The organism is Hydrogenophaga intermedia (assembly GCF_000723405.1).
Classification (GTDB): Bacteria; Pseudomonadota; Gammaproteobacteria; order Burkholderiales; family Burkholderiaceae_C; genus Hydrogenophaga; species Hydrogenophaga intermedia.
Window position 1 is genome coordinate 1 of record NZ_CCAE010000048.1, and the last position, 22,814, is coordinate 22,814.

At 66.1% G+C, this 22,814-nt stretch carries 25 protein-coding genes and 1 pseudogene; 8 read left to right on the forward strand and 18 right to left on the reverse strand.

Annotated features, from left to right (window positions below; genetic code table 11):
* Positions 1-63 precede the first annotated feature (63 nt).
* From BN948_RS20145 to BN948_RS20185, 9 genes and pseudogenes are all read right to left on the reverse strand, one after another.
* A pseudogene (locus BN948_RS20145) lies at positions 64-1,569 on the reverse strand (conjugative transfer ATPase); the annotation flags it as partial.
* Positions 1,569-2,018: a TIGR03751 family conjugal transfer lipoprotein gene (locus tag BN948_RS20150; protein WP_009516217.1), complete on the reverse strand. Its 450-nt coding sequence runs from the start codon at positions 2,016-2,018 to the stop codon at positions 1,569-1,571. The pseudogene BN948_RS20145 and the gene BN948_RS20150, both read right to left, overlap by 1 nt.
* Entirely contained in the window at positions 1,999-3,429 is a 1,431-nt protein-coding gene (locus BN948_RS20155) for a TIGR03752 family integrating conjugative element protein (protein WP_009516218.1), read from the reverse strand. The genes BN948_RS20150 and BN948_RS20155 overlap by 20 nt, the downstream gene beginning before the upstream one ends.
* The gene (locus tag BN948_RS20160; RefSeq protein WP_009516219.1) at positions 3,419-4,327 is read right to left on the reverse strand and encodes a TIGR03749 family integrating conjugative element protein; all 909 of its coding nucleotides are present in this window, start codon (positions 4,325-4,327) and stop codon (positions 3,419-3,421) included. Before BN948_RS20160 ends, BN948_RS20155 begins: the two co-directional genes overlap by 11 nt.
* Positions 4,324-5,016, reverse strand: coding sequence for a PFL_4703 family integrating conjugative element protein (locus BN948_RS20165; RefSeq protein ID WP_009516220.1), 693 nt, complete (start codon positions 5,014-5,016; stop codon positions 4,324-4,326). Before BN948_RS20165 ends, BN948_RS20160 begins: the two co-directional genes overlap by 4 nt.
* Positions 5,013-5,411, reverse strand: coding sequence for a TIGR03750 family conjugal transfer protein (locus tag BN948_RS20170; protein WP_009516221.1), 399 nt, complete (start codon positions 5,409-5,411; stop codon positions 5,013-5,015). Before BN948_RS20170 ends, BN948_RS20165 begins: the two co-directional genes overlap by 4 nt.
* An 11-nt stretch (positions 5,412-5,422) precedes the next feature.
* A complete protein-coding gene (locus BN948_RS20175; protein ID WP_003090173.1) occupies positions 5,423-5,782 on the reverse strand; it encodes a TIGR03745 family integrating conjugative element membrane protein in 360 nt (119 codons plus the stop codon).
* A gap of 16 nt (positions 5,783-5,798) precedes the next feature.
* Positions 5,799-6,032, reverse strand: coding sequence for a TIGR03758 family integrating conjugative element protein (locus BN948_RS20180; protein WP_003050225.1), 234 nt, complete (start codon positions 6,030-6,032; stop codon positions 5,799-5,801).
* Positions 6,029-6,412 carry an integrative conjugative element protein, RAQPRD family gene (locus tag BN948_RS20185; RefSeq protein WP_009516222.1) on the reverse strand — a complete coding sequence of 128 codons (384 nt, stop codon included), beginning with the start codon at positions 6,410-6,412 and terminating at the stop codon, positions 6,029-6,031. The genes BN948_RS20180 and BN948_RS20185 overlap by 4 nt, the downstream gene beginning before the upstream one ends.
* A 203-nt stretch (positions 6,413-6,615) precedes the next feature.
* On the opposite strand from BN948_RS20185, the gene BN948_RS20190 reads away from it, so the two are divergent.
* Genes BN948_RS20190 through BN948_RS20225 form a run of 8 tightly spaced genes read left to right on the forward strand, consistent with a single transcriptional unit; the run spans position 6,616 to position 13,854 of the window.
* Positions 6,616-7,086: a helix-turn-helix domain-containing protein gene (locus BN948_RS20190; RefSeq protein ID WP_003050245.1), complete on the forward strand. Its 471-nt coding sequence runs from the start codon at positions 6,616-6,618 to the stop codon at positions 7,084-7,086.
* On the forward strand, positions 7,083-7,658 hold the full coding sequence (locus BN948_RS20195) for a PIN domain-containing protein (RefSeq protein WP_003153636.1): 576 nt from the start codon (positions 7,083-7,085) through the stop codon (positions 7,656-7,658). Before BN948_RS20190 ends, BN948_RS20195 begins: the two co-directional genes overlap by 4 nt.
* A gap of 17 nt (positions 7,659-7,675) precedes the next feature.
* A complete protein-coding gene (cap6, locus tag BN948_RS20200; protein WP_003050256.1) occupies positions 7,676-8,590 on the forward strand; it encodes a CBASS system CD-NTase-associated protein Cap6 in 915 nt (304 codons plus the stop codon).
* Complete coding sequence (gene cap8 / locus BN948_RS20205) at positions 8,587-9,057, forward strand: type III CBASS phage resistance system CD-NTase-associated protein Cap8 (RefSeq protein WP_003090160.1); 471 nt, start codon at positions 8,587-8,589, stop codon at positions 9,055-9,057. Before cap6 ends, cap8 begins: the two co-directional genes overlap by 4 nt.
* Positions 9,054-9,554 carry a type III CBASS phage resistance system CD-NTase-associated protein Cap7 gene (cap7, locus tag BN948_RS20210; RefSeq protein WP_003090159.1) on the forward strand — a complete coding sequence of 167 codons (501 nt, stop codon included), beginning with the start codon at positions 9,054-9,056 and terminating at the stop codon, positions 9,552-9,554. Before cap8 ends, cap7 begins: the two co-directional genes overlap by 4 nt.
* Complete coding sequence (locus BN948_RS20215; RefSeq protein WP_003090158.1) at positions 9,554-10,456, forward strand: CBASS oligonucleotide cyclase; 903 nt, start codon at positions 9,554-9,556, stop codon at positions 10,454-10,456. Before cap7 ends, BN948_RS20215 begins: the two co-directional genes overlap by 1 nt.
* Before the next feature lie 38 nt (positions 10,457-10,494).
* Positions 10,495-11,220, forward strand: a complete 726-nt coding sequence (gene nucC / locus BN948_RS20220; RefSeq protein ID WP_003050273.1) for a CBASS effector endonuclease NucC — start codon at positions 10,495-10,497, stop codon at positions 11,218-11,220.
* 9 nt (positions 11,221-11,229) lie between these two features.
* Complete coding sequence (locus BN948_RS20225) at positions 11,230-13,854, forward strand: AAA family ATPase (RefSeq protein WP_035623435.1); 2,625 nt, start codon at positions 11,230-11,232, stop codon at positions 13,852-13,854.
* Positions 13,855-13,894: 40 nt separating this feature from the next.
* Here BN948_RS20225 and BN948_RS20230 read toward each other — a convergent pair whose 3' ends face one another.
* The 9 genes from BN948_RS20230 to BN948_RS20270 all read right to left on the reverse strand — a co-directional run bounded on the left by BN948_RS20230 (position 13,895) and on the right by BN948_RS20270 (position 22,804).
* A complete protein-coding gene (locus BN948_RS20230) occupies positions 13,895-14,644 on the reverse strand; it encodes a TIGR03747 family integrating conjugative element membrane protein (protein ID WP_035623438.1) in 750 nt (249 codons plus the stop codon).
* Positions 14,641-16,833 carry a type IV conjugative transfer system coupling protein TraD gene (gene traD / locus BN948_RS20235; protein WP_023108452.1) on the reverse strand — a complete coding sequence of 731 codons (2,193 nt, stop codon included), beginning with the start codon at positions 16,831-16,833 and terminating at the stop codon, positions 14,641-14,643. Before traD ends, BN948_RS20230 begins: the two co-directional genes overlap by 4 nt.
* A 4-nt stretch (positions 16,834-16,837) precedes the next feature.
* Complete coding sequence (locus tag BN948_RS20240) at positions 16,838-17,386, reverse strand: integrating conjugative element protein (protein WP_023087307.1); 549 nt, start codon at positions 17,384-17,386, stop codon at positions 16,838-16,840.
* Positions 17,383-17,973, reverse strand: coding sequence for a transglycosylase SLT domain-containing protein (locus tag BN948_RS20245; RefSeq protein ID WP_003109780.1), 591 nt, complete (start codon positions 17,971-17,973; stop codon positions 17,383-17,385). The genes BN948_RS20240 and BN948_RS20245 overlap by 4 nt, the downstream gene beginning before the upstream one ends.
* Positions 17,955-18,692: a TIGR03759 family integrating conjugative element protein gene (locus tag BN948_RS20250; protein WP_023087308.1), complete on the reverse strand. Its 738-nt coding sequence runs from the start codon at positions 18,690-18,692 to the stop codon at positions 17,955-17,957. Before BN948_RS20250 ends, BN948_RS20245 begins: the two co-directional genes overlap by 19 nt.
* 12 nt (positions 18,693-18,704) lie before the next feature.
* Positions 18,705-19,349 (reverse strand): hypothetical protein, encoded by a 645-nt coding sequence (locus BN948_RS20255; RefSeq protein WP_023087309.1) that lies wholly within the window; start codon positions 19,347-19,349, stop codon positions 18,705-18,707.
* Positions 19,346-19,945 (reverse strand): PFGI-1 class ICE element type IV pilus protein PilL2, encoded by a 600-nt coding sequence (pilL2, locus tag BN948_RS20260; protein WP_023087310.1) that lies wholly within the window; start codon positions 19,943-19,945, stop codon positions 19,346-19,348. Before pilL2 ends, BN948_RS20255 begins: the two co-directional genes overlap by 4 nt.
* A gap of 138 nt (positions 19,946-20,083) precedes the next feature.
* Positions 20,084-22,363: a helicase-related protein gene (locus BN948_RS20265; RefSeq protein WP_035623449.1), complete on the reverse strand. Its 2,280-nt coding sequence runs from the start codon at positions 22,361-22,363 to the stop codon at positions 20,084-20,086.
* A 135-nt stretch (positions 22,364-22,498) separates the two neighbouring features.
* The gene (locus tag BN948_RS20270; protein WP_023087312.1) at positions 22,499-22,804 is read right to left on the reverse strand and encodes a hypothetical protein; all 306 of its coding nucleotides are present in this window, start codon (positions 22,802-22,804) and stop codon (positions 22,499-22,501) included.
* Between the last annotated feature and the right edge of the window lie 10 nt (positions 22,805-22,814).

The window sequence follows — 22,814 nt, forward strand, 5'->3', positions numbered from 1 at the left end:
ACAAATCCGTCCCGTTTGAAGAACTGGCATCCGTTCCTACCCCAAACTCGTTTATCAACTGGCAACGCGACAGAACCTCGCCGCGTGCTGGGCGAACATCAGTTGCGTGTACCACCGGCGCCGATCCTGGCCGGGGTTGTAGCAGCACGGCAGCCAGCGCAGGTAGCTGTTGAGCGGCGCCACCTCGTCGTCCTCGCGCACCGGCTGCAGGCCGGCGTTGAGCATCACGTTCGCGAGGTCCAGGCCGCGCCGATCCAATTCCGCCTCGTCGCGCCCGCGTAGGTAGAACGCCAGAGTGCCCCGGTAGAGCTTGTGCGCGCTGCCGATCAGGGAGCGGGCTTCATGCACGTCCTTGAGCGTCTGCTCCGACGCCAGCGTCTCGCCCACAGCTTTCTTCGCCAGATGGTTGAGGTCCGATTCGAGGACGTCCTGCGGCGTGGCGACCATCGTGAGACACATCAAGGTGTCCTCGGGCATCTGGTCGAACAGCGTGTTGATCGCGTCCCCCTTGCGGGTCTCGCCGGTCAGGTGCCCGGTGCCGGGCGGCATGCGCAGCCGGTCGGTGATCAGCACGCGGTGCGGCATGCCGTCGAAGTACCAGGCCCCTTGCGCCACGTCCGAGCGCGGCTGCCCAAAGAACAGCCGCTGGCTGAAATCCCGCCCGCTCGCCAGCTCGATCTCGCCGGCCTCGCTTTCCTCGGTACTGTCCGGATAGCGCGCCAACGCGTAGAAGCGCTCCCGGTCCTCCACCCCAGGCCCGAGCAGCGTGGGGCGCGGGTTGAACCACCGCAGCAGCCAGTCGTGGACGTCGGCCGCGACCATGCGCCGGGCCTGGATGCCGGCGTTCGCCAGGCCGCCGCACAGGCGGTCGCAGACGATGCCCAGCATCTGCTCGGGTGTCTGGCCGCGGCGGTTTGCCTGTCCCTGTCCGCTCGCGCGGCGGTACACCACCATGCGCACGCGCCGCGTCTGGCCGCGCCAGCGCAGCCGCGTGACCACCGTGTCCTCGAACAGGCCGCCGGGCTTGGCCACAGCGCGCAGGTGGTGGCCGAAGAAGCGCAGGTAGAACTCGGTGAACGCCGAGCCGCGCGCACGTGGCTGCACGTAATCGCGCAAGGTCTGCATGTACTGGTCGAAGCTCGGTTCGTCCTGGGCATAGAGCTGGAGCACCCACGGGTTCTCGTCCAGTTCATCGAAACTGTCCTGAAGCGCGTTTTCCAGGGCGTCGCGGGCATGCGCGAGCCAGCCAGGCTCCCGGCCCTCGGTGCCCAGCGGCACCAGCTCGTAGAACGCCGCCACCGATTGGCCGTCCTCCAGGAGCATCGATTTCGACTCGGGCATGAACTCCACCCAGGGCAGCAGTTCCACGAAGGACGGCGCAACGTCGTACAGCGCCTGCTCGTCGGCCACGGTCGCTGGCTTGCGGCCGTGGACTGCCGAACCGGGTTCGGGGATGCCGGCCTGGCGCAAGGCCTCGACGTGGCGCTGCCAGCTGTCCGGCTGCTCATCGCTGGCCGGGCTACTGGAGCCGGCGCCGGCCAGCTTCGGCCATGGGAGTTTCCACCGCATCAGTAGTCCTCCACGCGCTCGCCCGGCATCGCGTACTGGATGCGCTGGTAGAGCGGGAAGACGGTCGTGTAGCCGGGCACCGGCACGGGATCGGTGCCGGCCAGGTGCGGGTACACGTACATCACGAGATCGGGATTGGGCAGGCGCTGGAACTGGCGGTGGACCTCATTGCGCGCGGTGCGCGTGTAGCGCATCTGCTCGACAGGTGCGGCCTGCACGTCGGCGTCGGTCAGGGGCCGACGCAGGCTCTGGCGCGCGTCGAGCAGCTGGCGGCCGGCGTTCCGTCCGGCTGCGCCACCGCCGTCGCCGGCCTCCTGCTGCCAGATGTCCATCATCGTGCGGTCACCGTGGGTCAGCAGCTTTTCCTTGCTGGTGGCGCAGCCGCCAAGCACCGCGACGGCGAGGGCCAGTGCCAGGCCACGGGCCAGGTTAGTCAAGTTCGAGTGCATGGCTTTCTCCTGCGCGGTGATCGACCTTGCGGCCTTCGGGATCGAAGTCGATGGCGAGCGGCTTTTCGAGGTGGACGGCCACCTTGGCGCCGGGCTGAACATAGACGGCGGCGAATGCCTGGCCGTACAACTTGTTGACCCAGGCCGACATGTCCCGCACGCCGCCCGCCAGAATCTGGCCGACCGCTTCCTGGCCGGTGATGCCCACGGTGCCGATGGAGCCGTCCGAGCCGACATAGGACATGCGGCCGCTGTCGCTCTCGATGAGCGAGGCCACACCGGCACCGGCCGCGGTGATCAGGGCCTGCGAGCCGAGGTATTGCTGGGCGTTGCTGCGCCGCTCGCCGCTGACGCACGGGATGCCGTGGGGATCGCTGATCCAGCCCAAGCCCCCACTTTGAGAGTTCTGCTGTTGGTTGTCCTGCTGGTTGCCCTCGCGGTCTTCGGGGATCGTGCGGATCGTGCCGTCGTGGAAGACGAACGTGATGCTGCGCACCTGACCGCGCACGCACGACAGCGTCCAGTCGCCCGAGGCGGTGCCGCTGAACACGGCGCCGGCCACGTCGGGAATGTCGATGCCATTGGCGGTCAGGTTGTCCGGCCCGACCAGGACTTTGAACGGATAGGGATCATTGACCGTGCCGTCGATCGGCACGCGGCCGATCAGCGCGGTCATGGCGACCGAACCCATGAGCGTGGAGTTGGTCGGCACGGTATAGACCGGCTTGGCACTCTTGACCCCGGCGGCGCGGGCGCCCGCGTTGGCCACGGTTTCCGCGGTGGTTTCGAGCGTGCTCTGCGCCGGGCCGAAGCTCGTGGGGAAGCTCATGCCGCCGCTCGCGCCACGCCCCCCGTTGCGCCCCTCGGCGGGCTTTGCGTGGTCCGGCTCGACCCACCGCACGCCGCCCTCCATGCCGGCCTCGTCGCCGCCCTGCAGCCCCAAGCCCACGGGCAGGTCCGCATGGCCGCCGCCGCGCCCGCCGATGCTGTCCAGGCGCCGCTGCAGGTCGGCGAGCAGCCCTTCGGTCTGCTGGCGCGCGCTGGCCGCCTGCTCCTGGTCGCGGCGCAGGTTGGACCGCTCGGATTCGAGCGCCGAGTTGATGCGCTGGTCGATGGAGTTTTCGCGCTGACGCAGCCGCTGGTTCTCTTCACGCTGGGACTTGTTGTCCGAGAGCGCGGTCTGAAGCTCGGTGCGCAACTGCTTCACCTGCGCCACCAAGGTCGCCACGGTGTCGCGCGGGGTATCGCCCTCGATGCCGAGAGCCTTCATTTCATCGGGCGTGAGCTGGGCGCCGTTGTCCTCCGCGGGTGGCGCCGTGCTGCCTCCACCCGAGAACAGCCGGATACCGACGAACAGCACCAGGATGGCGACAGGGATCATCAGCCACTTGAGCAGGCCGTTACTGCGCATGGCGGGCCTCCTTGGTGTTCTCGTCGCCGTCCGGCTGCGGCAGATGCAGGGCAGGGTCGAAGCGGTGAATCGCCGGCAGCAGCGACTGCGCGAGGCCGCGGCCGCGCGTGACCAGGTACAGGACGGTCGTGTCCTCGGGCGTGCCGCGCGGGCCCAGCGCCTCGTGCTGGAAGGTGGCGGTGAGGAAATCGCCTTGCAGCACGCGCGGGTCGAGCGTGATCCAGCCGCCGCTGCCGTTGGTCAGGCGCACGGCTGTGACCCACTGGTCCTCCAGGCGCCACGACGCGAGCGCGACCGCGCGCACGGGCAGCGTTGGCATCAGTGTGTCCAGGTCGAGGTCGCGGGGCAGGTTGACCCGCATGACGCCCGGCAGCGGCTCCACGGTGCGCAACGGCGCGTAGAGGTTCTGCGCGGCGAAGCGCGTCAGGACGACAGGGACCGGGGTTTCGCGCCGCGCGGTCCGAGCACCTGCCTGGGCACGTGCTGGGGCATCGTCGGCGCCGCCTGCCTGATCGCCGTAGCGCGCTGGAGTGCTGCTGCCCTCGACGATGCGCACCGGCTCCAGCTCGGCCTCGCCGTCCTTGGGTGGTTCGGCCGCGATGTCCAGCAGGATCAGCGCGCCCGTGTCGGCGTCCTGCAGTTGCAACCGCGTGGGCTCGATCGGCTCGCTGGCGCGCAGGTACACCGCGCCGCCCGCGCTCTGTACGCGGAGGCGCTCGCCCACGCCCGCGGGCACGCCCACGCGCACGTCCCGGTCGATGAACACGATGCGTTCCTGACCGACCTTCAGCGGCACTGCCAGCGGCATGCGCTCCCAGCGCAGGATTTCCACTGCATGGGCGACGGGTGCCGCGGCCACGGCCAGCAGTCCCAGCAGCGCGAGTACAGGGTGCTTCATGGGGTGTTTCCTCCTTGAGGCGCTTGCGGAGACAGGCCACTCGGCGCCGGGCGCGTCGGCTCCGGTGCACTGATGCGCTGGGGCGCGCCGTCGTAGCAGTCCAGCGCCAGGCCGAACGGGTTGCGGGCGGGATCGACATCCACCCGCGTGACCTTGATCGGATAGCGCACCAGGGCGCGCTTGACCTGCTCGGCGCCGTAGTACTCGTCCGCCGTGATGTCCAGCGTCACCACCCAGTCGCGGTCGGACACGGTGCGCACGCGTGCCGTGGGGTCGTCGCCATAGCCGCGGCCGGGAATCTCGTAGATGCCGCGCACGCGCTGGCGCAGCTCGCCGGTGGAGCGGCGGTAGTCGTAGTCCGCCCGCAGGAAGGCCTGGCAGGATGGGGTGAGGTACGGCGAGAGCGTGTGGAGGTTGCGCGGGTAGTCCTCTTCGCCATTGGTCGGCCAGCGGTTCAACGTCTGGAACACGTAGAACGTGAACGCATAGACCGATTCGGGCGGCACCTCCCACCACTTGCGGGTACTGCCAGAGCGCAGGTCGGGCGGGACGTGGATGGTCAGGTCGCGCGGCGCGCTCCACCAGCCGCCGCCCATGACCAGGGCAACGACGACCAGCGCGCCCGCGCCCAGCCGCAAGGTCTTGATGTGCGCCTGCAGGTGGGCGATCTCGTTCTTGAAGCGGCTCATCGCATGCTCCTGCGGGTGGACCAGAAGCCCGAGCGCGAGATCAGCACATGGCCACCAACCCAGCCTGCCATCAGCGGATGGCGCGTGACGATGCGCCATTGCAGTTGTCGATACAGCCAAGTGTCGGGACGCCCACGCTTGAGGCGGCGCAGGATGCCGCCGCCGATGAAGACGCCGAGCGCCACACCCAGGACGACGAACGTCGGCGCCAGCGCGATCGTGCGGAACACCCAGGACAGGGGCGCGCCGACCAGCAGGCCGGCGGCGCCGGACAGGCCGCAGCAAATCCAGAGTTCATCGGCGGTGAGGCCGCGCACGACAACGGGATGGCGGTTGAGCCGGTGCGGAAGGAACGTCACGGTCCCGTCCGCACGGACGTGCTGCTGCTCGGACATACCGGCCTCGCTTACAGGATGCCGGTAGCTTCGGTGAGCAGCCAGATGCCGATCACCAGCAGCACGGCGCCGATGGCGACCGTGAGGCCGAACTGGCCCCACGTCTTGCGGCCGGTGTGGATCTCCGCGTAGGTCCCGTAGGCGTGGTAGCAGACGCCGATGAACATCGACGCCACCACCAGCAGGGCCACGAGCATGATGATGTCGTAGCCGTAGTTGCGGATGGTCTCCATGATGCCGTTGCCGGTGCCGCGCGTGGGGTTCTCCAATTGCGGCAGACCTTGCGCGAACGACAGCGCGGGCAGCGCTGCGGCGCCCAGGGCCACGGCGGCGCGCTGGGCAAAACGGGAAGTGAGGTTGCGGTTGTGCATGGTCGGGCCTTTCAGGTCAGGACAGAAGGAAGAAACTCAGGACGAGGTACATCGCGACGAAGCGGATGCAGACGCCGAGGAACTGGCGCTGGTTGAGGCGGCTCTCGGACCACCCCACGTAGGCCGTTCGGATGGCCCAGACGCCCCACACGAGCAGGACCGCGAACACGACGCCGACCAGGACGGTCGCCATTGCGGAAGGCGCGATGCCGCTGTTGGCTTGAAATGCCGAGACCTGGGCGCCGTTCATTGCTTGCCCCCCGCAGTCGTCGCCGGCAGCGGCTCGGCCGCCCGCTCGGTGCGGTAGTCGCCGGCCAGTTCGGAGGGGTCGCGCGGCTGAGCGCGCGATGGCGTCAGGTGAAACTGGATGCCGGCGCGAACGCGCGCCAGGTCAGCCAGCAGCCGCGGGTAGTCGAAGTGGTAGCGCTCGCCCGGCTGGATGGGGGCATGCGCGGCGCTGTCCGCGACGGTGCGCTCCAGCGCGTCGAGCTGGCGCAGTGCGGCGACCAGCTCCTGGCGCTGTGCCGGAGACTCGGCCAAGGCCATCTGGGACAGACCCAGCAGGAGGGCCGTCACGAGAAAAGTGGGCACGCCGCGATGCGCGGCGCGCAGCCAGATCGAAGCCACCATCGCGCCATTCCTGTGTGATCAGCAATGGGGTGATCGTGGAGATCAGGGCTGTTTTAGGCCGCAAACAATAGGAACTGGCGGACGACCGGATTGGGCATACCGCGAGCGAACCTACAAAAGCCCGGGTCGAGTTTCGATTATTGCGTTTTTCGAGTGTTTCGAATATGATCGGCTCTGCAACCGTTTTCGCTTAGGAGCTACCCATGACCACCGCCACTGCCCAATCCAAGATGACCCTTCCCGCCGCGGGAGAGGTTAAGGCAGCCGTCCAGGGTCAACGTGCCTTGGCGGCTTACCTCGCAACCCAGTTCGAGACGCAGCACATCCAGATCTTTGATGACCACAAACAGGCTCATCAGGTGGAACTGCCTACCTCGGCTTTACGCCTGCTGGTCGACATCCTGGCCGAGTTGGCCGATGGCAATGCAGTAAAGGTGGTGCCCGTCCATGCAGAGCTGACGACCCAAGAGGCGGCGGACTTGCTCAACGTGTCCCGTCCCCATTTCGTCAAGCTGCTAGAAGATGGGGTGTTGGCATTTCATCGCACCGGCAAGCACCGCAGGGTGAGGTTCGCCGATCTGATGCAGTACAAGGAAGCGCGCGAGCGCGCCAGTGAGCAGGCGATGGCCGAACTCGCTCAGCAGTCGCAAGAGTTGGGAATGGGATACGAATGAGGCATTCCCCATTCACCGCCGTCTACGACGCGTGCGTTCTATATCCCGCGCCACTGCGGGATTTCCTGATGTGGCTCGGCCTGTCTGGCCGCTTCCGGGCGCGGTGGAGCCAAGCCATTCATGAGGAGTGGAAACGCAATCTGTTGATCAACCGCCCCGATCTCACCCGGGTTCAGGTCGACAGGACGTCGGATCTCATGGACAGGGCCATTCCGGACGGCTTGGTGGAGGGCTACGAAGCGCTCGTGGCAGGCCTGACATTACCCGATCCGAACGATCGGCACGTCCTGGCTGCGGCGATTCGCTGCGGTGCGAGCGTGATTGTGACGTTCAACGAACGTGATTTCCCGAACGATCTGCTGGCTCCGTACGGCATCGAATCGCAGCACCCCGATGAGTTTGTGGACAACCTGCTGGATCTGGATGCGGCCGCCGTAGTGTCGGCTGCGCAGCGCCAGCGTGCCCAACTCAAGCATCCGCCGATCGATGTGGACCGCTATCTCGAAATCCTGCTGCGCCAAGGCCTTGTGCAAACGACCAAGGTGCTGGCGACCTATCGCACCATTCTCTGACCCGCCGAGAGCCACGGATGACCAAGAATCCTTCATCAGACGCCACTTTGCCGAAAGGCATCCATCGAAGCTGGAAGCTGCCGGATAAGTCGCTGGGTGACTTGTGGGATTCGATCGTGATGGACGAAGCCATCAAAAAACAGTTGCTGTCACAAGCGATCGTCAACTTCACGGTGCGCCCCAAGGTGGAGCGCACGGTACTCCCCCTGCACGGCGTGATCTTGTTGGTCGGCCCGCCGGGGACTGGGAAGACCTCCTTGGCACGGGGCTTGGCGCATCGTGTGGCCGAATCTTTTTCTTCTGCGAAGTTTCGATTGCTGGAAGTGGAGCCTCACACGCTGACGAGCTCTGCAATGGGAAAGACTCAACGCGCCGTGGCAGACCTGTTCTCGCAATCGATCGCAGAATCCGCAGCGGCGGGCCCGACGATCGTCCTTCTGGACGAGGTCGAAACGCTTGCGGCTGATCGAGCGAAGCTCAGCCTGGAAGCCAACCCGGTTGATGTGCACCGGGCCACCGACGCGGTGTTGGTGCAGTTGGACATGTTGGCCGAACGCAACCCGCATCTGCTGTTCGTGGCCACCAGCAACTTCCCACAGGCCGTCGACAGTGCCTTCCTATCTCGTTGCGACATGGTGATGGAGGTGCCACTGCCCGGCAAGGATGCCTGCAAGCAGATCCTAGTGGACTGCCTGAATGGCCTGGCAAAGACATTTCCGGGGATTGGCAAGCTTTCCTCGGCTCACCAGTTCGACGCGTGCGCTGGCGAGTGCGTCGGATTGGATGGTCGGGCCATTCGCAAGGTCGTAGCCAACGCCCTCGCGGCCGACCCGCAAGTGGCTATCGATCCGAACAAGCTTTCCGTAGAGCACCTGCGCAGTGCGATACGACAGGCAAAGCAAATGCGCCTTCAAGGAGGGAAGCAAAAATGACCACCGTTGTCAGCCGGACGTTTCGCAGCTCGCCGCACCGCGATGCGTTGCAGACATGGGATGCCATTGTCGAACTGCTCACTCAGGGCAAGGACGGCACGGCTCGCTCTGAACTCAGGGCCGTGACGGGCGTGGCCGCCAGCTTGATCGCCGACCAGGCACCCAAGAGCGCGCCCATCGTTGCGACATGCGATGGACCACGGACCAGGATCTACTGCCTCTTCGACGAAGACGCGATCGATGGTGATGATGCCAACGAAGAAGTCTTGGGGTTCGAGCCGTTGAAGGGAGACTGGGGAGTCTCGCTGCCGTGTCCGAAGGAGCAGCTAGGCTGGGTGCAAAGCGCGCTCAAAAAGCACAGTTCTCGCATCATTGCACGGGACTTGAGCCAAGGAATTGCCACGCAGGCGCAGGCCGATGCTGGGCAAGCGCTGTCGCTCGACCTCGGAGGTTTCCTCAAGTCATGAGCACCGTCGCCACCTACTCGTACACGCACTCGGTTACCTATGTGACCGACAACATCCTCAAGAGCTTGAAAGACATCATCCTGCTCAGTGGGCTGGACCCTGAGCACTTTGCGGATCGCTGGGAGAGCAATACCCGAGCCATCAAGACGTGGCTCGGGACCGGTGATCTGCGCAAGGTGATTCTGGAGATCTACAACCCGGCAACCGACAAGCTCGTGACCCGATGGGATATCGACATCGTGTATGGGTGGTCCGATGGCGACGGCAGCTTCTGGACAGATACCGAGCAGTTGAAGTACGCGATCAAGAAAGCTGGGCTGCTGCCATCGCAGGCCAAGTACAAGTTAATGCTCGATACAAAGCCAGGGCGACCTGATGTGGAGGGATGGAGCAAAGGAAGTTATCGCTCGACGGATGGAATGGTCAAGCAGAGCCTAGGCTCGACTGTCGAACACAGCGGCCTGGCGGGTCAGGCCGGATATTGGAGGCAACGCTGATGCTGTCGATCGATGAAGCTTTTCGCAAGTTCAAGTCGCGTCTGGAACTCAACGAACGCGAACAGAAGAATGCCTCGCAACGCCAGAACGAAGTGCGGGACTACCTGCAGACCAAGTTCGGCATTGCGCGCAGCTTCCTGACCGGTTCCTATGCTCGATACACGAAGACGAAGCCGCTCAAGGATATCGACATCTTCTTCGTGCTGAAGGACTCGGAGAAGCATTACCACGGCAAGGCCGCATCGGTAGTGCTGGATGATTTCCACTCTGCATTGGTGGAGAAATACGGTTCGGCGGCCGTGCGCAAACAGGCGCGCTCGATCAACGTGGATTTCGGTGTTCACATCGACGCGGAGGACAACACGGACTACCGGGTGGTCAGCGTGGATGCGGTGCCCGCATTCGACACCGGCGACCAGTATGAGATCCCCGATACGGCGTCCGGAAAGTGGATCAAGACGGACCCGGAGATCCATAAGGACAAGGCGACCGCAGCGCACCAAGCCTATGCCAATGAGTGGAAAGGTCTCGTGCGCATGGTGAAGTACTGGAACAACAATCCCAAGCACGGCGATCTGAAGCCGGTGAAGCCCTCGTTCCTGATCGAGGTAATGGCCCTTGAGTGTCTTTACGGCGGCTGGGGAGGATCGTTCGATCGCGAGATCCAGTCGTTCTTTGCCACGCTTGCCGATCGAGTTCATGACGAGTGGCCGGATCCCGCCGGACTTGGCCCGGCGATCAGCAACGATATGGATGCCGCGCGCAAGCAGCGCGCGCAGCAGCTGCTGTTCCAGGCGAGCCAAGACGCAAGCATCGCCATCGACCACGCGCGTCGTGGTCGCAATATCGAAGCGCTTCGCGCCTGGCGCGCACTGTTTGGCCCCAAGTTCCCACTGTCCTGATTCCATCGGCTTCCATACACGTCCCATCGAGGTACAGCATGTCCCAGTGGTCGCTTTCCCAGCTCCTGTCGTCCCTGCATGAGGACATCCAGCAGCGCTTGTCCGTAGTACGCAAGACCTTCGGTCACCCGGGTACGAAGGGGGATGCGAGCGAGAACGTCTGGATCGACATGCTGGATACCTATCTGCCCAAACGGTACCAGGCGGCCAAGGCGCATGTGGTGGACAGCCTGGGGAACTTCAGCCAGCAGATCGATGTGGTGGTGTTTGATCGGCAATATTCGCCTTTTATCTTCACCTACGAGAACGAGACGATCATTCCAGCCGAAAGCGTGTACGCCGTTTTCGAGGCCAAGCAGACGGCTGACGCGGGGCTTGTGGCCTATGCCCAGGAGAAGGTCGCCAGTGTGCGCAGGCTGCACCGCACGAGCCTGCCGATCCCGCACGCTGGCGGGACCTACCCAGCGAAGCCGTTGATTCCGATTCTGGGTGGCTTGCTCACCTTCGAGAGCGAATGGAGTCCTGCATTGGGTCCATCCATGGACAAGGCGCTGAACGCAAACCTCACCGAGGGGCGTCTGGACATCGGATGCGTTGCCGCCCACGGGCACTTTTTCTATGACCAAGCCAGCGGCGCGTACAGCTACACCAACGAAAACAAGCCGGCGACCGCGTTTCTTTTCAAGCTGATCGCGCAGCTTCAGTTCAGTGGAACGGTCCCCATGATCGATGTGGAGGCTTACGGTCAGTGGTTGACCAAGTGAGGGGGCGCTGTGGCAAGCATACGTTCGGAGTACCACCGGTTCCTGGCGCACTTGGCGCAGCGGCACGTGCACGACGACGTGCGCCGGCTGGCGCACCTGGTGCTCGATCACCTGCAGCCACTGGCCGAGGTCGGTGCTGCACGCCGGGGGCGCTCCACGCGCTTGGCGCCGCTGGCCATCGCGCATCTGGCGCAGATGCCTGTCGCCTACGACGGGGACGCGCGCGGCCCCGAAAACGGGCCGGCGCTCGGGCGACTGCACCAGCTCGAAGTCGGGCCGTTTCGAGGATTCATGCGGCAGGAGACGTTCGACCTCAGCCATGACATCACCTTGGTCTACGGTGCCAACGGCACCGGCAAGAGCAGCTTCTGCGAAGCCTTGGAAGTGGCGATGCTCGGTTCGATCAGCGAAGCGCAGGCCAAGCGGGTCGACCAGCGGACGTACTGCAACAACGCTCGCCTGCGCCGCCACGTCGCGCCAGTCCTGTCGTCTACGGCGGCGGGCGAAGCGCAGGCCGTCCAGCCCGACGAAGCTGAGTATCGCTTCTGCTTCATCGAGAAGAACCGCCTCGACGATTTCGCCCGAATCGCCGCGCGGACCCCGAGCGATCAGCGCCAGCTCATCGCCACCCTGTTCGGCGTGGACCAGTTCAGCGAGTTCGTGCGCGGCTTCAACCCCTCGCTCGATCAGGACCTGATGCTTGCCGGCGTGCAGGCGGCGCAGCTGGCGCAGCGTCGCCTGCGGTTGGCGAACTCCGAACAGACCATCGCCGCCTACCCGCAGAAGATCGCAGCGGTCGAGGGCCTGGAACAAGCTTTGGCGCAGCGCATGTCACCTGGCGCGACCTATCAAGCCTGCGTGGACTGGCTGCTGGGTACGCCGCAGCAGCAAGGACGGCTACCGTATGTCCAGGCTCAGCTGGACGCCAACCCGCCTGCCATTCACGAGGTGACTCAGGCTCGCCTGCAAGCGTTGCTGGCAGAGGCCTACCGCGTCCAGGGACTGTGGCAAGCGTCTTCCGCGCAACTCGCGGCCCGCGCGGGCGAGGTGTCGTACGCGAAGCTCTACGAGGCCGTGCAAGCGTTGGCGGACGGGGCGACCGTGTGTCCGGCATGTGGAACCGGACTGGCCGCTGTGGCACAGGACCCGTTCGCCAGGGCGCGAATGGGCCTGGAGCAGCTCGCGCAACTGGCCGTCCTGCAGCAGCAAGAGGCCGGGCATCGGACGCAGTTGAGCGAGGCGGTCCGAGCGCTGTGGGACGAAATGCGCCGCGTGGTGGCGGCGGCTGGGGTCGCTTGTCCTGCCGAATCGCAGGCCGCGGGCCTGCCACTGCTGCCTCCCACGTCGGCGGGCAATTGGCTCGGCGGCTGGGTGATTGGGGACCAGCGCGCCTGGCAAGCCCTCTTACGGATCGCACAGATCATCGAAGGCTTCGACGCGCAGGCGCGCGACGTGAATGCCCAGCGCGGCGCGATGGCCCAGGAGCGGGACCGCCTGCAACAGCATCAGCTGGAGATCGAACGGCTGCGGACCATGCGCACGACTGCGGATCAGGAGCTGGCGGCCGCCCGCCAAACCGTGGCCCAGTTCGACGACGCGAACCGCGGCCTAATCCAGGCGGCCACGGACGAAATGCCGGTGGTGGTGCACCATCAGCGGGTCAAGGCCGCCTACGACGGCTTCCTACCCGAGATTCAGGCATACCTGACCGCTCTGCCGGGGGTTCTGCTACAGGGGCTGGGAGACCAAGCCCGCCATCTCTACAACGCATTCAACCGGGCCGATCCGCCCGGCGATCTGCTGCACGCGCTGTGGTTGCCCGTGGCCGAGAACGGCAAGATCGAGGTGGAGTTCGCCGGCGAGCCGGGCGTGCGCTACGACGCGTTGATCGTCTTCAGCGAAGGGCACATCAAATGCTTGGGTCTGGCGATTCTGCTTGCCAAGAACCTCGCGCAGGGCTGCCCCGTGGTCATCTTCGATGACGTCGTCAATGCGATAGACGACGACCATCGCGATGGCATCTGGCGTACCTTCTTCGAGGACGGTTTGCTCCACGGCAAGCAGGTTATCCTCACCTCGCACGCAGAGGAGTTCCTGCACCGCATCCAGCAGGAGTTGGGCGTGCGCCGCGCCGCGGCCATCAAGCGCTACAAGTTTCTCCCGCATCAGGGAGAGCACGAACTGCGGGTCGACAGCGACCCGCCAGCGAAGAACTATGTTCTTCTGGCCCAGCAGGCGTTGGCGGCTGACGAGAAACGCGAGGCACTGCGCCAGGCCCGGCCGGCGCTGGAGAGTCTGACGGACCGCCTGTGGACGTGGCTGGGTCGGCGGGCGGACGGCCGGATCGACATCAAGCTGAGCGGGCCCCGCGCGCCTTGGGAGCTGAACAATAAATGCACCAAGTTGCGGTCGGCCGTCGAGCGTATCGCGGCGCAACATGCGGGTGCGCCGGATGCCGTAGGGGCGTTGGTCAGGCTGCTCAATGTCAGCGGTACGAGTATTGAATGGGGTTACCTCAATAGCGGTGTGCACGACGCTCAGCGCGATCATGAGTTCGATCGGGCGACGGTAAGAACGGTCGTCGAGGCGGTTACGGCGTTGGATGCTGCTCTTGATACCCTGCAGAACCGATGAACGGCACACGGCTTTGCAGAGCAGTGCCGCCCGTGTCACCTCATAAGTACTTCTTGAAGCTGCCTGCGGTCAGGCTGACTGCCATCCCCAGCAACGCCGCGCTGGGCAGCAGGATGACCAGAGGATGCACCGATATGGGCAGAGCGAGATAGGTGACCCAAGGCAGCACGGCCAACGGCATCAGGCTGGCCTTCGCGCGGTGGTAGATGAAGCCGGATTCGCGGCCGGCGCCGAACCGGCGCACATCCCGTCGCACCAGGCCGTCAATCAGGCCGACGAATGCCGCCGTGAGGATCAGGGGCAGCGTGAGCACCAGGACCAGCAGGCGCACCAGGAAGGTGAGCGTCGTGAAGGCCGCAGCGATCAGGTAGCTTTCGGCCCAGACATAGACTTGGCTGATGTAGTAGCGGAAGTTGCGGCTCTGCCCGTGGCTGGCCGAGCGGACGCGCTCGGCGGTCTGGCTCATGCGCTCCAGCAACCCCGAGCGCACGAACACCCACTCGTACCCGGTATCCACCAGCTCGTGCGCCGTGCGCCCCGGCTCCTGCACGACCACGCTGCGCGTGAAGTGGTCGGACAGGTGCCCGAGTTCGTACTGCAGCATCTGCTGGGAGTGGCGCCAGCCCTGGTCCTTCCAGAACAGGTGCATGCCGACGCACTCCACCGCGATCGAGAACAGCAGCGAGCCAATGAGCACCCCGAGCAGCCGGAACGGTAAGGTGATGGTGCCGACGATCAAGCCTTGGCGTTGGTTCTGCTCCCGCTGCGCGGTCGAGGCGGCATCCTTCATGGCACGGCCTCGTTGTCCGCGCCATCGTCGGCGCCGGTGGCCACCGCGCCGGGCTCGGCCGCAGCGGCATCGTCAAGCAGGTCGTCGGGCAAGGCCGGATCCTGCAAGGCCGACGAGCTGGTGAACTCCCACCACTGCGTGGCCTCGCTGTAGCTCTGGCGCATGTACCCGGCCAGTTGCTGCAGGTCCGCCGGCATCACTTCATCCGCGTCCGGCGCCGGCAGCGGCATGCGTACCTTCCAAAGCTGGCCGCCCTGCAGCAGCGCGAAGCACTGGCCCTTGGGCAGGCCGACGACGTGTGACGGCTCGATCATCGGCACGCTGGACATGCTGATGCGGTCCTGGGTGTTCGACGTGAAATCCGTCGCGCCGCGGATGTCTGAGCTGTCCGTCGCGCCCGAGACGATGGTAGTCGTATAGACCTCGACCTTCGGCAACTGCCTCGTCAGCAGTTCCGCGGTGGCCGTCTCGCGCACGCGCAACATGAACAGGTTGTTGAAATTCCCGATCACTTGGCCGGCCTTCGCGCGATTGCCGATGCGGGCCTCGATGTCCGAGAGCGTTTGCGTGTAGGCGGTGACTTGCAGGCCCGCGCCACCGCCCTTGTTGATGAGCGGAATGAACTCGTCACCCATCAATTCATTGAACTCGTCCGCATGCACGTTGATCGGCACGCGCGCACCAGCCGATGCACCCGGCAGTCCATCGTCGATCCCGTGCTTGTAGATGTGGCCTGCGACCGAAACCAGGTCGGAGAACATCGAATTGCCGACCGCCGCGGCGACCTCGGCATCGGACAGCGCATCCAGGCCCACATAGACGACGGCTCGCTTCCTGATCACCTGCATCCAGTCGAAGATCGGCCGTGGGTCGGCCAGGTCGGAGTAGTTCGGCGCCAGGAGCTGGGCGATCTTGCCGCTGGTGAGCTTTTCCAGCAGCGGCAGAAGCGATGCAACGATCTTGTCGAAGTAGGTCTTGTCGTAGCGGACCGCCGAGCGCAGCCCGTCGAGCACCGGGTCGTAGTTGCGCGCCTGGGAGAGGTACTGCTCCAGCGCCACCACGCGCTTCTCGCGCCCGATCATGTTCCTTGGGATGTTCTTCTCGTTGAGCTTGGCCTCGATCTGGACGATCACCTCCCAGGCCTTGGGCTCCGTCTTGGCGAAGTAGTGCTGGGCGTACTCGATGAACAGCGCGTCGATGTTGATGACGTGGCGCTGGATCAGCATGTAGTCCGGGCGCTGCCCCAGTTCCACCAGGGCGCGGGCGATGATGTTCACGAAGCGCCATGCGAACTCGCGGAACGCCGCGCTGTTGCCTTCGCCGGAGAGCTGCCCCGCCACCCGGGTCGCCACTTCGCTGATGCGGCCGAAGCGGCCCACCGCGTTGTAGCGTGCCGAAATGTCCGGCCAGCCCAAGTGGAAGACGTAGAACTCGCCTTCGCGGCCAGCGCGCTGGGCTTCGACGTACATCCGCTTCAAGAGATCGGCATCCCCCTTGGGATCGATGACGATGACGACCTCATGCTCGCCGGCAGCATTCCTGCGGCGGATGTCCTGCGTGACGAACAACTCGGCCAGGCGCGTTTTGCCCACCCGCGTGGTGCCCAGCACCAGCGAGTGGCCGACGCGCTCGCCCAGCGGCAGGCTGACATCCACCTCGTCGGGTTCGATGCCGTGCAGGCGCGGCAGGCCACCGACAGGCGGCAACGGGCGCACGGGGTTGAAAGGCACGTCCCAGCCCGTGAGCGCGGGCAGCCGGGACAGCGGGAATGGCGCGAACTCCAGCCGCTCCTCCAGGCGCCTGGCCAGCCGGTAGGCCGGCGTCGGCTCGACGTACCGCCGGAACTCCGGCCGGTACGTCTGCATCAGCCTATGGGTGTGCTTCTGCTCCCAGAGGAACCCGCGCCCCACGAACAGCCGCTGCTGGCTGACCGGCACGTCCTTGCTCGTCATCACGTAGCGCGGCAAGCGGCGGATGTTGCGCCGGTAGCGCAGGATGACACGGGCATCGCGGTAGCGGATCGCGCCGTAGGCGCCGAATGCCAAGGCGCTGCCGACGCCCATCGAAGGGCTCAGCGCGAGCGACCATGGGGCCACCAGGCACAGAAACGCGGCGCCTGCACACGCCGCGACGGTGTATAGCTCCACCGCTGGGCGTAGCAGAACCTCGACCGGCTGTTTGCCTGACATGGCGTCATTGCTCGATGCCGGTGGCCGTGATCAGCGCCGGGTAGTGTCGCAGGCCCAGGCGATCGGCCAGGTCGTCGCCGGCCACGGGCGCGAGCGGTACGCCCGGCACCAGGGCGCGCAGCCGCGCCAGACCCTGCGCGGTCTCGACGTTGACCACCAGGCCGACCGCGCCACGTTCGCGCAAAGCGGCGACGCGGCGCTGCAACCAGGCCCGGGAAGCCTCGTCGTCGCCGATGACCACGAACGGCCGCAGGCCGGGCGCTTCAATCACACGCCGCGCGACGGTGCCAGGCGTGAGCTTGGCGCTGCGCACCGGCAGCATCGCGGCTTCGTCCGCCGGTGTGGCAGGAACCTGGGGCGTCGGGATGGACGGCCGCGCCGGTGCGTTGGCGCGCGGCTGGAGATTCAGGGCTTCGTAGTACGGCAATGCCGACGTGCCGCCACGGTCCTCGACAACGATCAGTGGCTCGCCGGCACGCGAGGCCAGCGGCAGGCCTGACAGCAGCATGAGTAGGCCCGTGAACGCGAGATGGGCGGGATGGGGTTTCGTCATGGGGAGGTCTCCTGGCGCGCCGCGAGGACCGCGGCGGCTGGTCGCGTGCCCTGCACGCGGGCAAGGTGGCGCGACACGCTGCGCCGATAGCGGGCGGCGGGCTCGCCGCCTGCGGGGCGGTGGTAGCGGCCGATCGCCAGCAGCCAGTCCTCGCCGGGGGTGTGCTGCTCCTTCAGGATCTCGGCGGCAACGGCCAGGTTGCGATACGGATCCAGCAGGTCGCACGCGCCGGTAAAGCGGTGCTTGTGGTAGCCGAGGTTGATCTGGCCCAGGCCCGCATCAATGCGCGTGTGCGGCGTGGCGCGCATCGCCTGCTGCAGGCCAGCGCAGGCGTCGGCGCGCGTGGCGAAGCGGCGCGACTGGCCGGCGACGTTGAGGGACCACGGCCACGGCACCAGGCGCCCGTTGCGCCGGATGCCGCTCTCCTGCAAGGCCACGGCGTAGAGCACGGTCGAGGGGATGCCTGCGCGCTGGGCGGCAAGCTGGTAAGCCGGTGGCGGAACCTCCTGGGCCAGGGCGGCAACGGCATACAGGCCGGCAGTGAGCACCAGTGCGCGCAGGGGCATGGCTACGGCTGGCGCTGCCATTGGCCGTTCACTTCGCGCACGGCGGCGGGCAGATCGCCGGGCAGGCCCAGCGACAGCCAGCGGCCGCCGTCGTGGTTGAGCGTGATGCTGCCGGCGCGCACGCGCGCCGGGTCGATCTGCGCGCGCTTGGCCCAGTCGCGGATGCGCGCGTCATCCTGGCGGCTGCCCACCATGTACAGGTCGAACTTCGCGCCCGAGGATTGCAGGCGCTGCACGAGCTGTCCGCAGGCTGCGCAGCCGTCCTTGACGAACACCGCCATGCGGCCGCTGCCGCGCAAGGGACTGCTGGATGTGCCGGCGCCCGGCTTGTCGTCGGGCAGGTTCACGCGCTGCATCCCCGGATTCAGGCGCTGCCAGGCCTCGTCGTAGGCGCGCTGGTAGGCGAGCAGCTTCTCGACGCGGCGCGCTTCCACCTGCACCTGCAGTTCCGCATAGCGGCGCCGTTCTTCGTCCGTGCGAGCTTCGATGCCCAGGGCGGACAGCGGGTCCAGGTTGGGCGAGTAGATACCCAGCGGCCCATCCATCAGCTCGCGGTAGCGTGCCCATTCTTGTGGCTGCAAGCCCCATTCGGTTGCCACCAGGTCGTCCAGCACGCGGGCGGCCAGCGGGCGCTCCTGGCTCTGTGCGTTGCGCGCCGGGGTCGTTGCGGGCTGCTGCGCCCAGGCGGGCCATTGCGACGACGCCACCAGGACCGCGAAAAGGAGGATCGACGGCTTCATGGGGTGCTCCGGTCAGGGAATCGCCACGCGGCGGGTCTGGTTGCCGGCCTGGAACACTGCGGTGTTGCCCTCGATCGCCTGCAGGCGCCACGGGCCGACCGCATCCCCGGGCAGCAGCACCTGAAGTTGGGCGGGCGTGAAGTCCCCGGTGCTCGGCGCGACGGACACGCTGCGCTGGCCGGCGCGCAGTTCGGCGCCGACGACGCGGAATGACAGCGGCGGCAGCTCGGTCTTGGAGGCGGCGGACGTCCGCGATGCGCGCCGCTGGGCGGGTGCGGTGGCACGTGCGGCGGCTTGGCGCGCCTTGATCTGCTCGACCTCCGCGCGCAGCGCCTGGAGGTCGTCGGCCGCTGCGTAGCCACTGAGAGATTTCTCGACCTGGGCCGCGCGTGCTTCCAGAATCTGGCGGGTGTCTTTGAGGTCAGCGTCCGTCGCGACGGCCGGGCGCTGCTGGATGGCCTCGATCGTCTCGGCCAAGCCAGTTGCCTGCGCTTCCAGGCGTTGCAGACGGGAATCCAGCCGCTCCAGGTCGGCCTGGTCGCTGAGGGCCTGGTAGCCCTGGGCCACCAAGACGCTGAGGAAGATCAACCAGAGCCACATCAGGCTCTGCACCACCACGGCGGCGGTCGATCGCTGGGCAGGTTGCGGGGCGTTCATGGTTGGCCTCCCGAAACCATGGGTGCCAGCGGGAACGTCTGCACCGCCTCGGTGGCGGGTGGCTCGGATGGGGACTCGGCGACCGCGCGATCGCCGGGCCGCTCGAAGCAGATTTGCCGTGCGCGGTCATCCGCGTGCAGTTCCCAGGCCGGGCCAGCCAGCGTGAGCAGCGCATCGCGCAAGGTCATGGGGCCGAGGTGCAGGTGTGCCGCCGGCAACGGCAGCGCGTACAGCTCGATCACGGCATGCGCGGTCTGGCACAGGCCATAGCCGCTGCGTTTGAGCACGTGCCGAAGCCCATCCCCGACCGTGGCGCGGGCATCCTCGGGCATGGACACGTCGATGGTCTGCAACAACAGGTCGCGCTGCGCCGCCATGGGTGCCAGTTCGACCAGTGTGTAGCGGGCGTAGCGCACGACCGGGATGTACTCGGAAGCCTCGGGTTCAGGCGCGGCCAAGACTTCCGCGCTGGTGTCGGGCGCGACCGGCGCAGTCGTCGTCGCGCAGCCACCGGCCAGCACCGACCACAGCAGGCCGAGAAATCCCGCCAGAAGGCGGCGTTCGGGATAGTGAAACCACGGTGGAGAGGGGCACATAGCTCGGCGTCCTGAAACATCGAGCCCTCACCATCGCCGCTCAGGCCGCGAGCGGCAGCAAACAATGCGAACCAGGCAGCGTCCGATTTACCGGGAGCGGCAAAAAAAACGGCCCCGAAGGGCCGTAAGTGGAACGTGTCATGCGGCGACAAGCTGCCGGGCCAGTGCGACCTCGACGGAATCACCGTCCTGGTTCAGGACATCGAGCCCGGATTCGGGCACGTCGCCCGAGGTGGACTGCGAGACCATGATCTTCTTGGCCATCAGCTCCAGGCAGGTCATCTGCGAGGAACCGGCGTAGCCGAGGTAGATCACACGCACGGGCTGCTTCTGCCCGATGCGCCAGGAGCGGCGTGCCGCCTGCTGGAGCGAGTACACGTTGTAGCCCGACTGCATGAACACGATCGTCGGGAACTCCAACAGGTCCAGCCCCGTCTTGACCAACTCGGGGTTGGTGATGAGCACGTCGATGCCACGGTCCAGTTGCTCGGCGATCCAGTCTTCGCGGCGGCTGGCATCTACGCTCGCGCGCAGCACCGGCACCTTGAAGCCTTCCTGCTCCAGCAACACCTGCAGGCGCGACGTGGTGTCGCGCGTGCCGGTATAGACCGTGTAGGCCAGGACCTTGCGGCCCTGCGCCTTCTCCTCTTTGCAGATGTCGATCAGCTCACGCTCCTTGGGGCTGATCTCGAACTCGTTGAACTGAGCCGGGACAAACGCCAAGGTGTTGCGCGTGCGCGGATGCACCACGGTCTCCGACCGGAAGCAGCAATCCGGCCAGGCCAGCAGCACGTTGAGGACCACACCCAGCAAGGTCGTATCGCGTCGCGCCAGAGCCTGTTTCAGCTCGGCGGTCAGCCGACCCGCCAGATCGCGGTAGGCCGCGGCTTGCGCCGTGTCCATCGCGACTTCACGGAACTCCTCGTCATACGGCGGCAGGACGTTGCCGCCGATGTCCTTGAGCTTGAGGAAGATCGTGAACGGCAGGATGCAGCGCAAGACGCCCTTGGGGCCGAAGCCCGGGGCCTTGACCGTGCGCACCGATACCTTGGTGCCCTTGGCCGTCTTGTGCGCCGTGCCGGTGCTCTCGGAGTAGATGTCCTTCAACACCCCGTGATCGCGCATGAACGCCATCGCAGCCGAGGTCATGCTGCCGCTCGTGGTCGGGCGGTAGCCGTCTTCGATCATCCGCCCCGGAAGGGCTCGGAACAGCAGGTGAAAAAGATCATCACCGTAGCCGCCCATCAGCGTGCCAGTCAGCAGCAAGGTCTTGCGAGCCTTCGCCGCCAGCACGCCCATGGCCTGGCCCTGGGCACTGCCCCCGTTCTTGTACTCATGCGCTTCATCAGCGATGAGCAGGTCGAACGTACCTTGCGGCAAGTACCTCTTGATGAACTCCGAGGGTTGATAACCGCCCTCGCCAAAGCCGAACTCCATGTTGGCCATCGCACGTTCCATGCGCGTGGCTTGACGGTCGGAAAACACCAGCTCGCCGTTGCCATCCATGAGGTTGATGAACTCGTGGATGTTGTCGCCGAGCATCGAGGCCAGGAAACCGTCGCCGAACTTCTGCATCAGCTTCTGCGCGGTGACTTCCCCGATCGTCGGGATGCGCTTCAAGGCTTTGAGCACGGCCGAGGACTGGTCGCTGCCGGACAGGCTGCGCGGGCGGATCAGCGTCCACAGGGGCGCGGCGCAATGGCTGCACTTCCTGCGGGACTCCTCGGCTTCAAGCGCGACCGGGTTGACCGGCTCGCCGTCGAGGTCGGTGATGACCGTGCCGCAGTCCGGGCACGCTGCCACGTCGCCGTGGCGGGTGCGCCGCTGGGTGAAGACGGGCTTCCAGTGGAAGCCCATCCGCATCCTCACGCGGCCCAGGACGAAGAACTCCTGACCCGTGGGCTGGACACCCAACTGTTCACGCAGCTTGATGAGCTTGACGAGCGTATCCGGCCCGTTGAGCACCCAAACTTTGGCGCCCGCTACCGTCTCCTGGATCTCGCGCCGCCACTTGTAAACAAGGTGCGGTGGCGAAAGCACCAGGTTGCGGCGGTAGCCTTCGGCGTTGAGCACGGCGGCCGTGGCGATGCCGACGGTCGTCTTGCCGCAACCCATTTCGCCATTGACGATCGCGGCGCGTTCGCCACGGTCGATCAGCAGCTCGGCGGCGGCGTGGACGACTTCGGCCTGGGCCGGGAACAGCTTGCGCTTGAGGCTGGCGACGACGAGTTGCCGCTGCGCCTGCGGTTGGCCGGTATAGACCGGCGGGTTGGCGCTGTTGAGGGCGTCGAGCAGTTCGTCGCCGAACTCGCCGACGAAATCCTGAAGGCTCAGGGTCAGAGGGGATGATTCCGCGTCGAGCAGTTCGCCCTGTACGGGCGCGGCGTCAGCGGCAGTGGTTTCGAGATCGAGGGACATGGTGATGCTCCAATGAAAAATGGGGCATGCACCACCCCAGCGGGGCAATGGCATGCCCCGTGGTGGGAAGTAAATCGGCGCGCGGCCGAAGGTGGTTGAAGATGCTGGCCTGAGTGGCCTGCGGGTGAACCGTGCTCAGTCTTCGGACGGCAGCACGATGGCGGTGACGCTGCGCCCCGCATCGGTGATGATGCGAATGGCGAGTCCCGGGTGGATCACATAGTGCGATTCCAGCGGCGCGCCTGATTGAAGCGCGGAGCTGTTGGCCTCCCATTGCTGGGCGGTCACGTCGCCCCAGTCGCCACGGGTGTGCCGTCTGAAGTACGGAATCGGGTCCAGGCGACCCGCAGTGACTAGGCGGTTGATGCCACTGCTAAAGATGAGCGCGCCGATGGGGAATGCCAGCCGCTGGCAGTAGGTTTCGATCCGATGCGATGCCATGGGCTCCTCC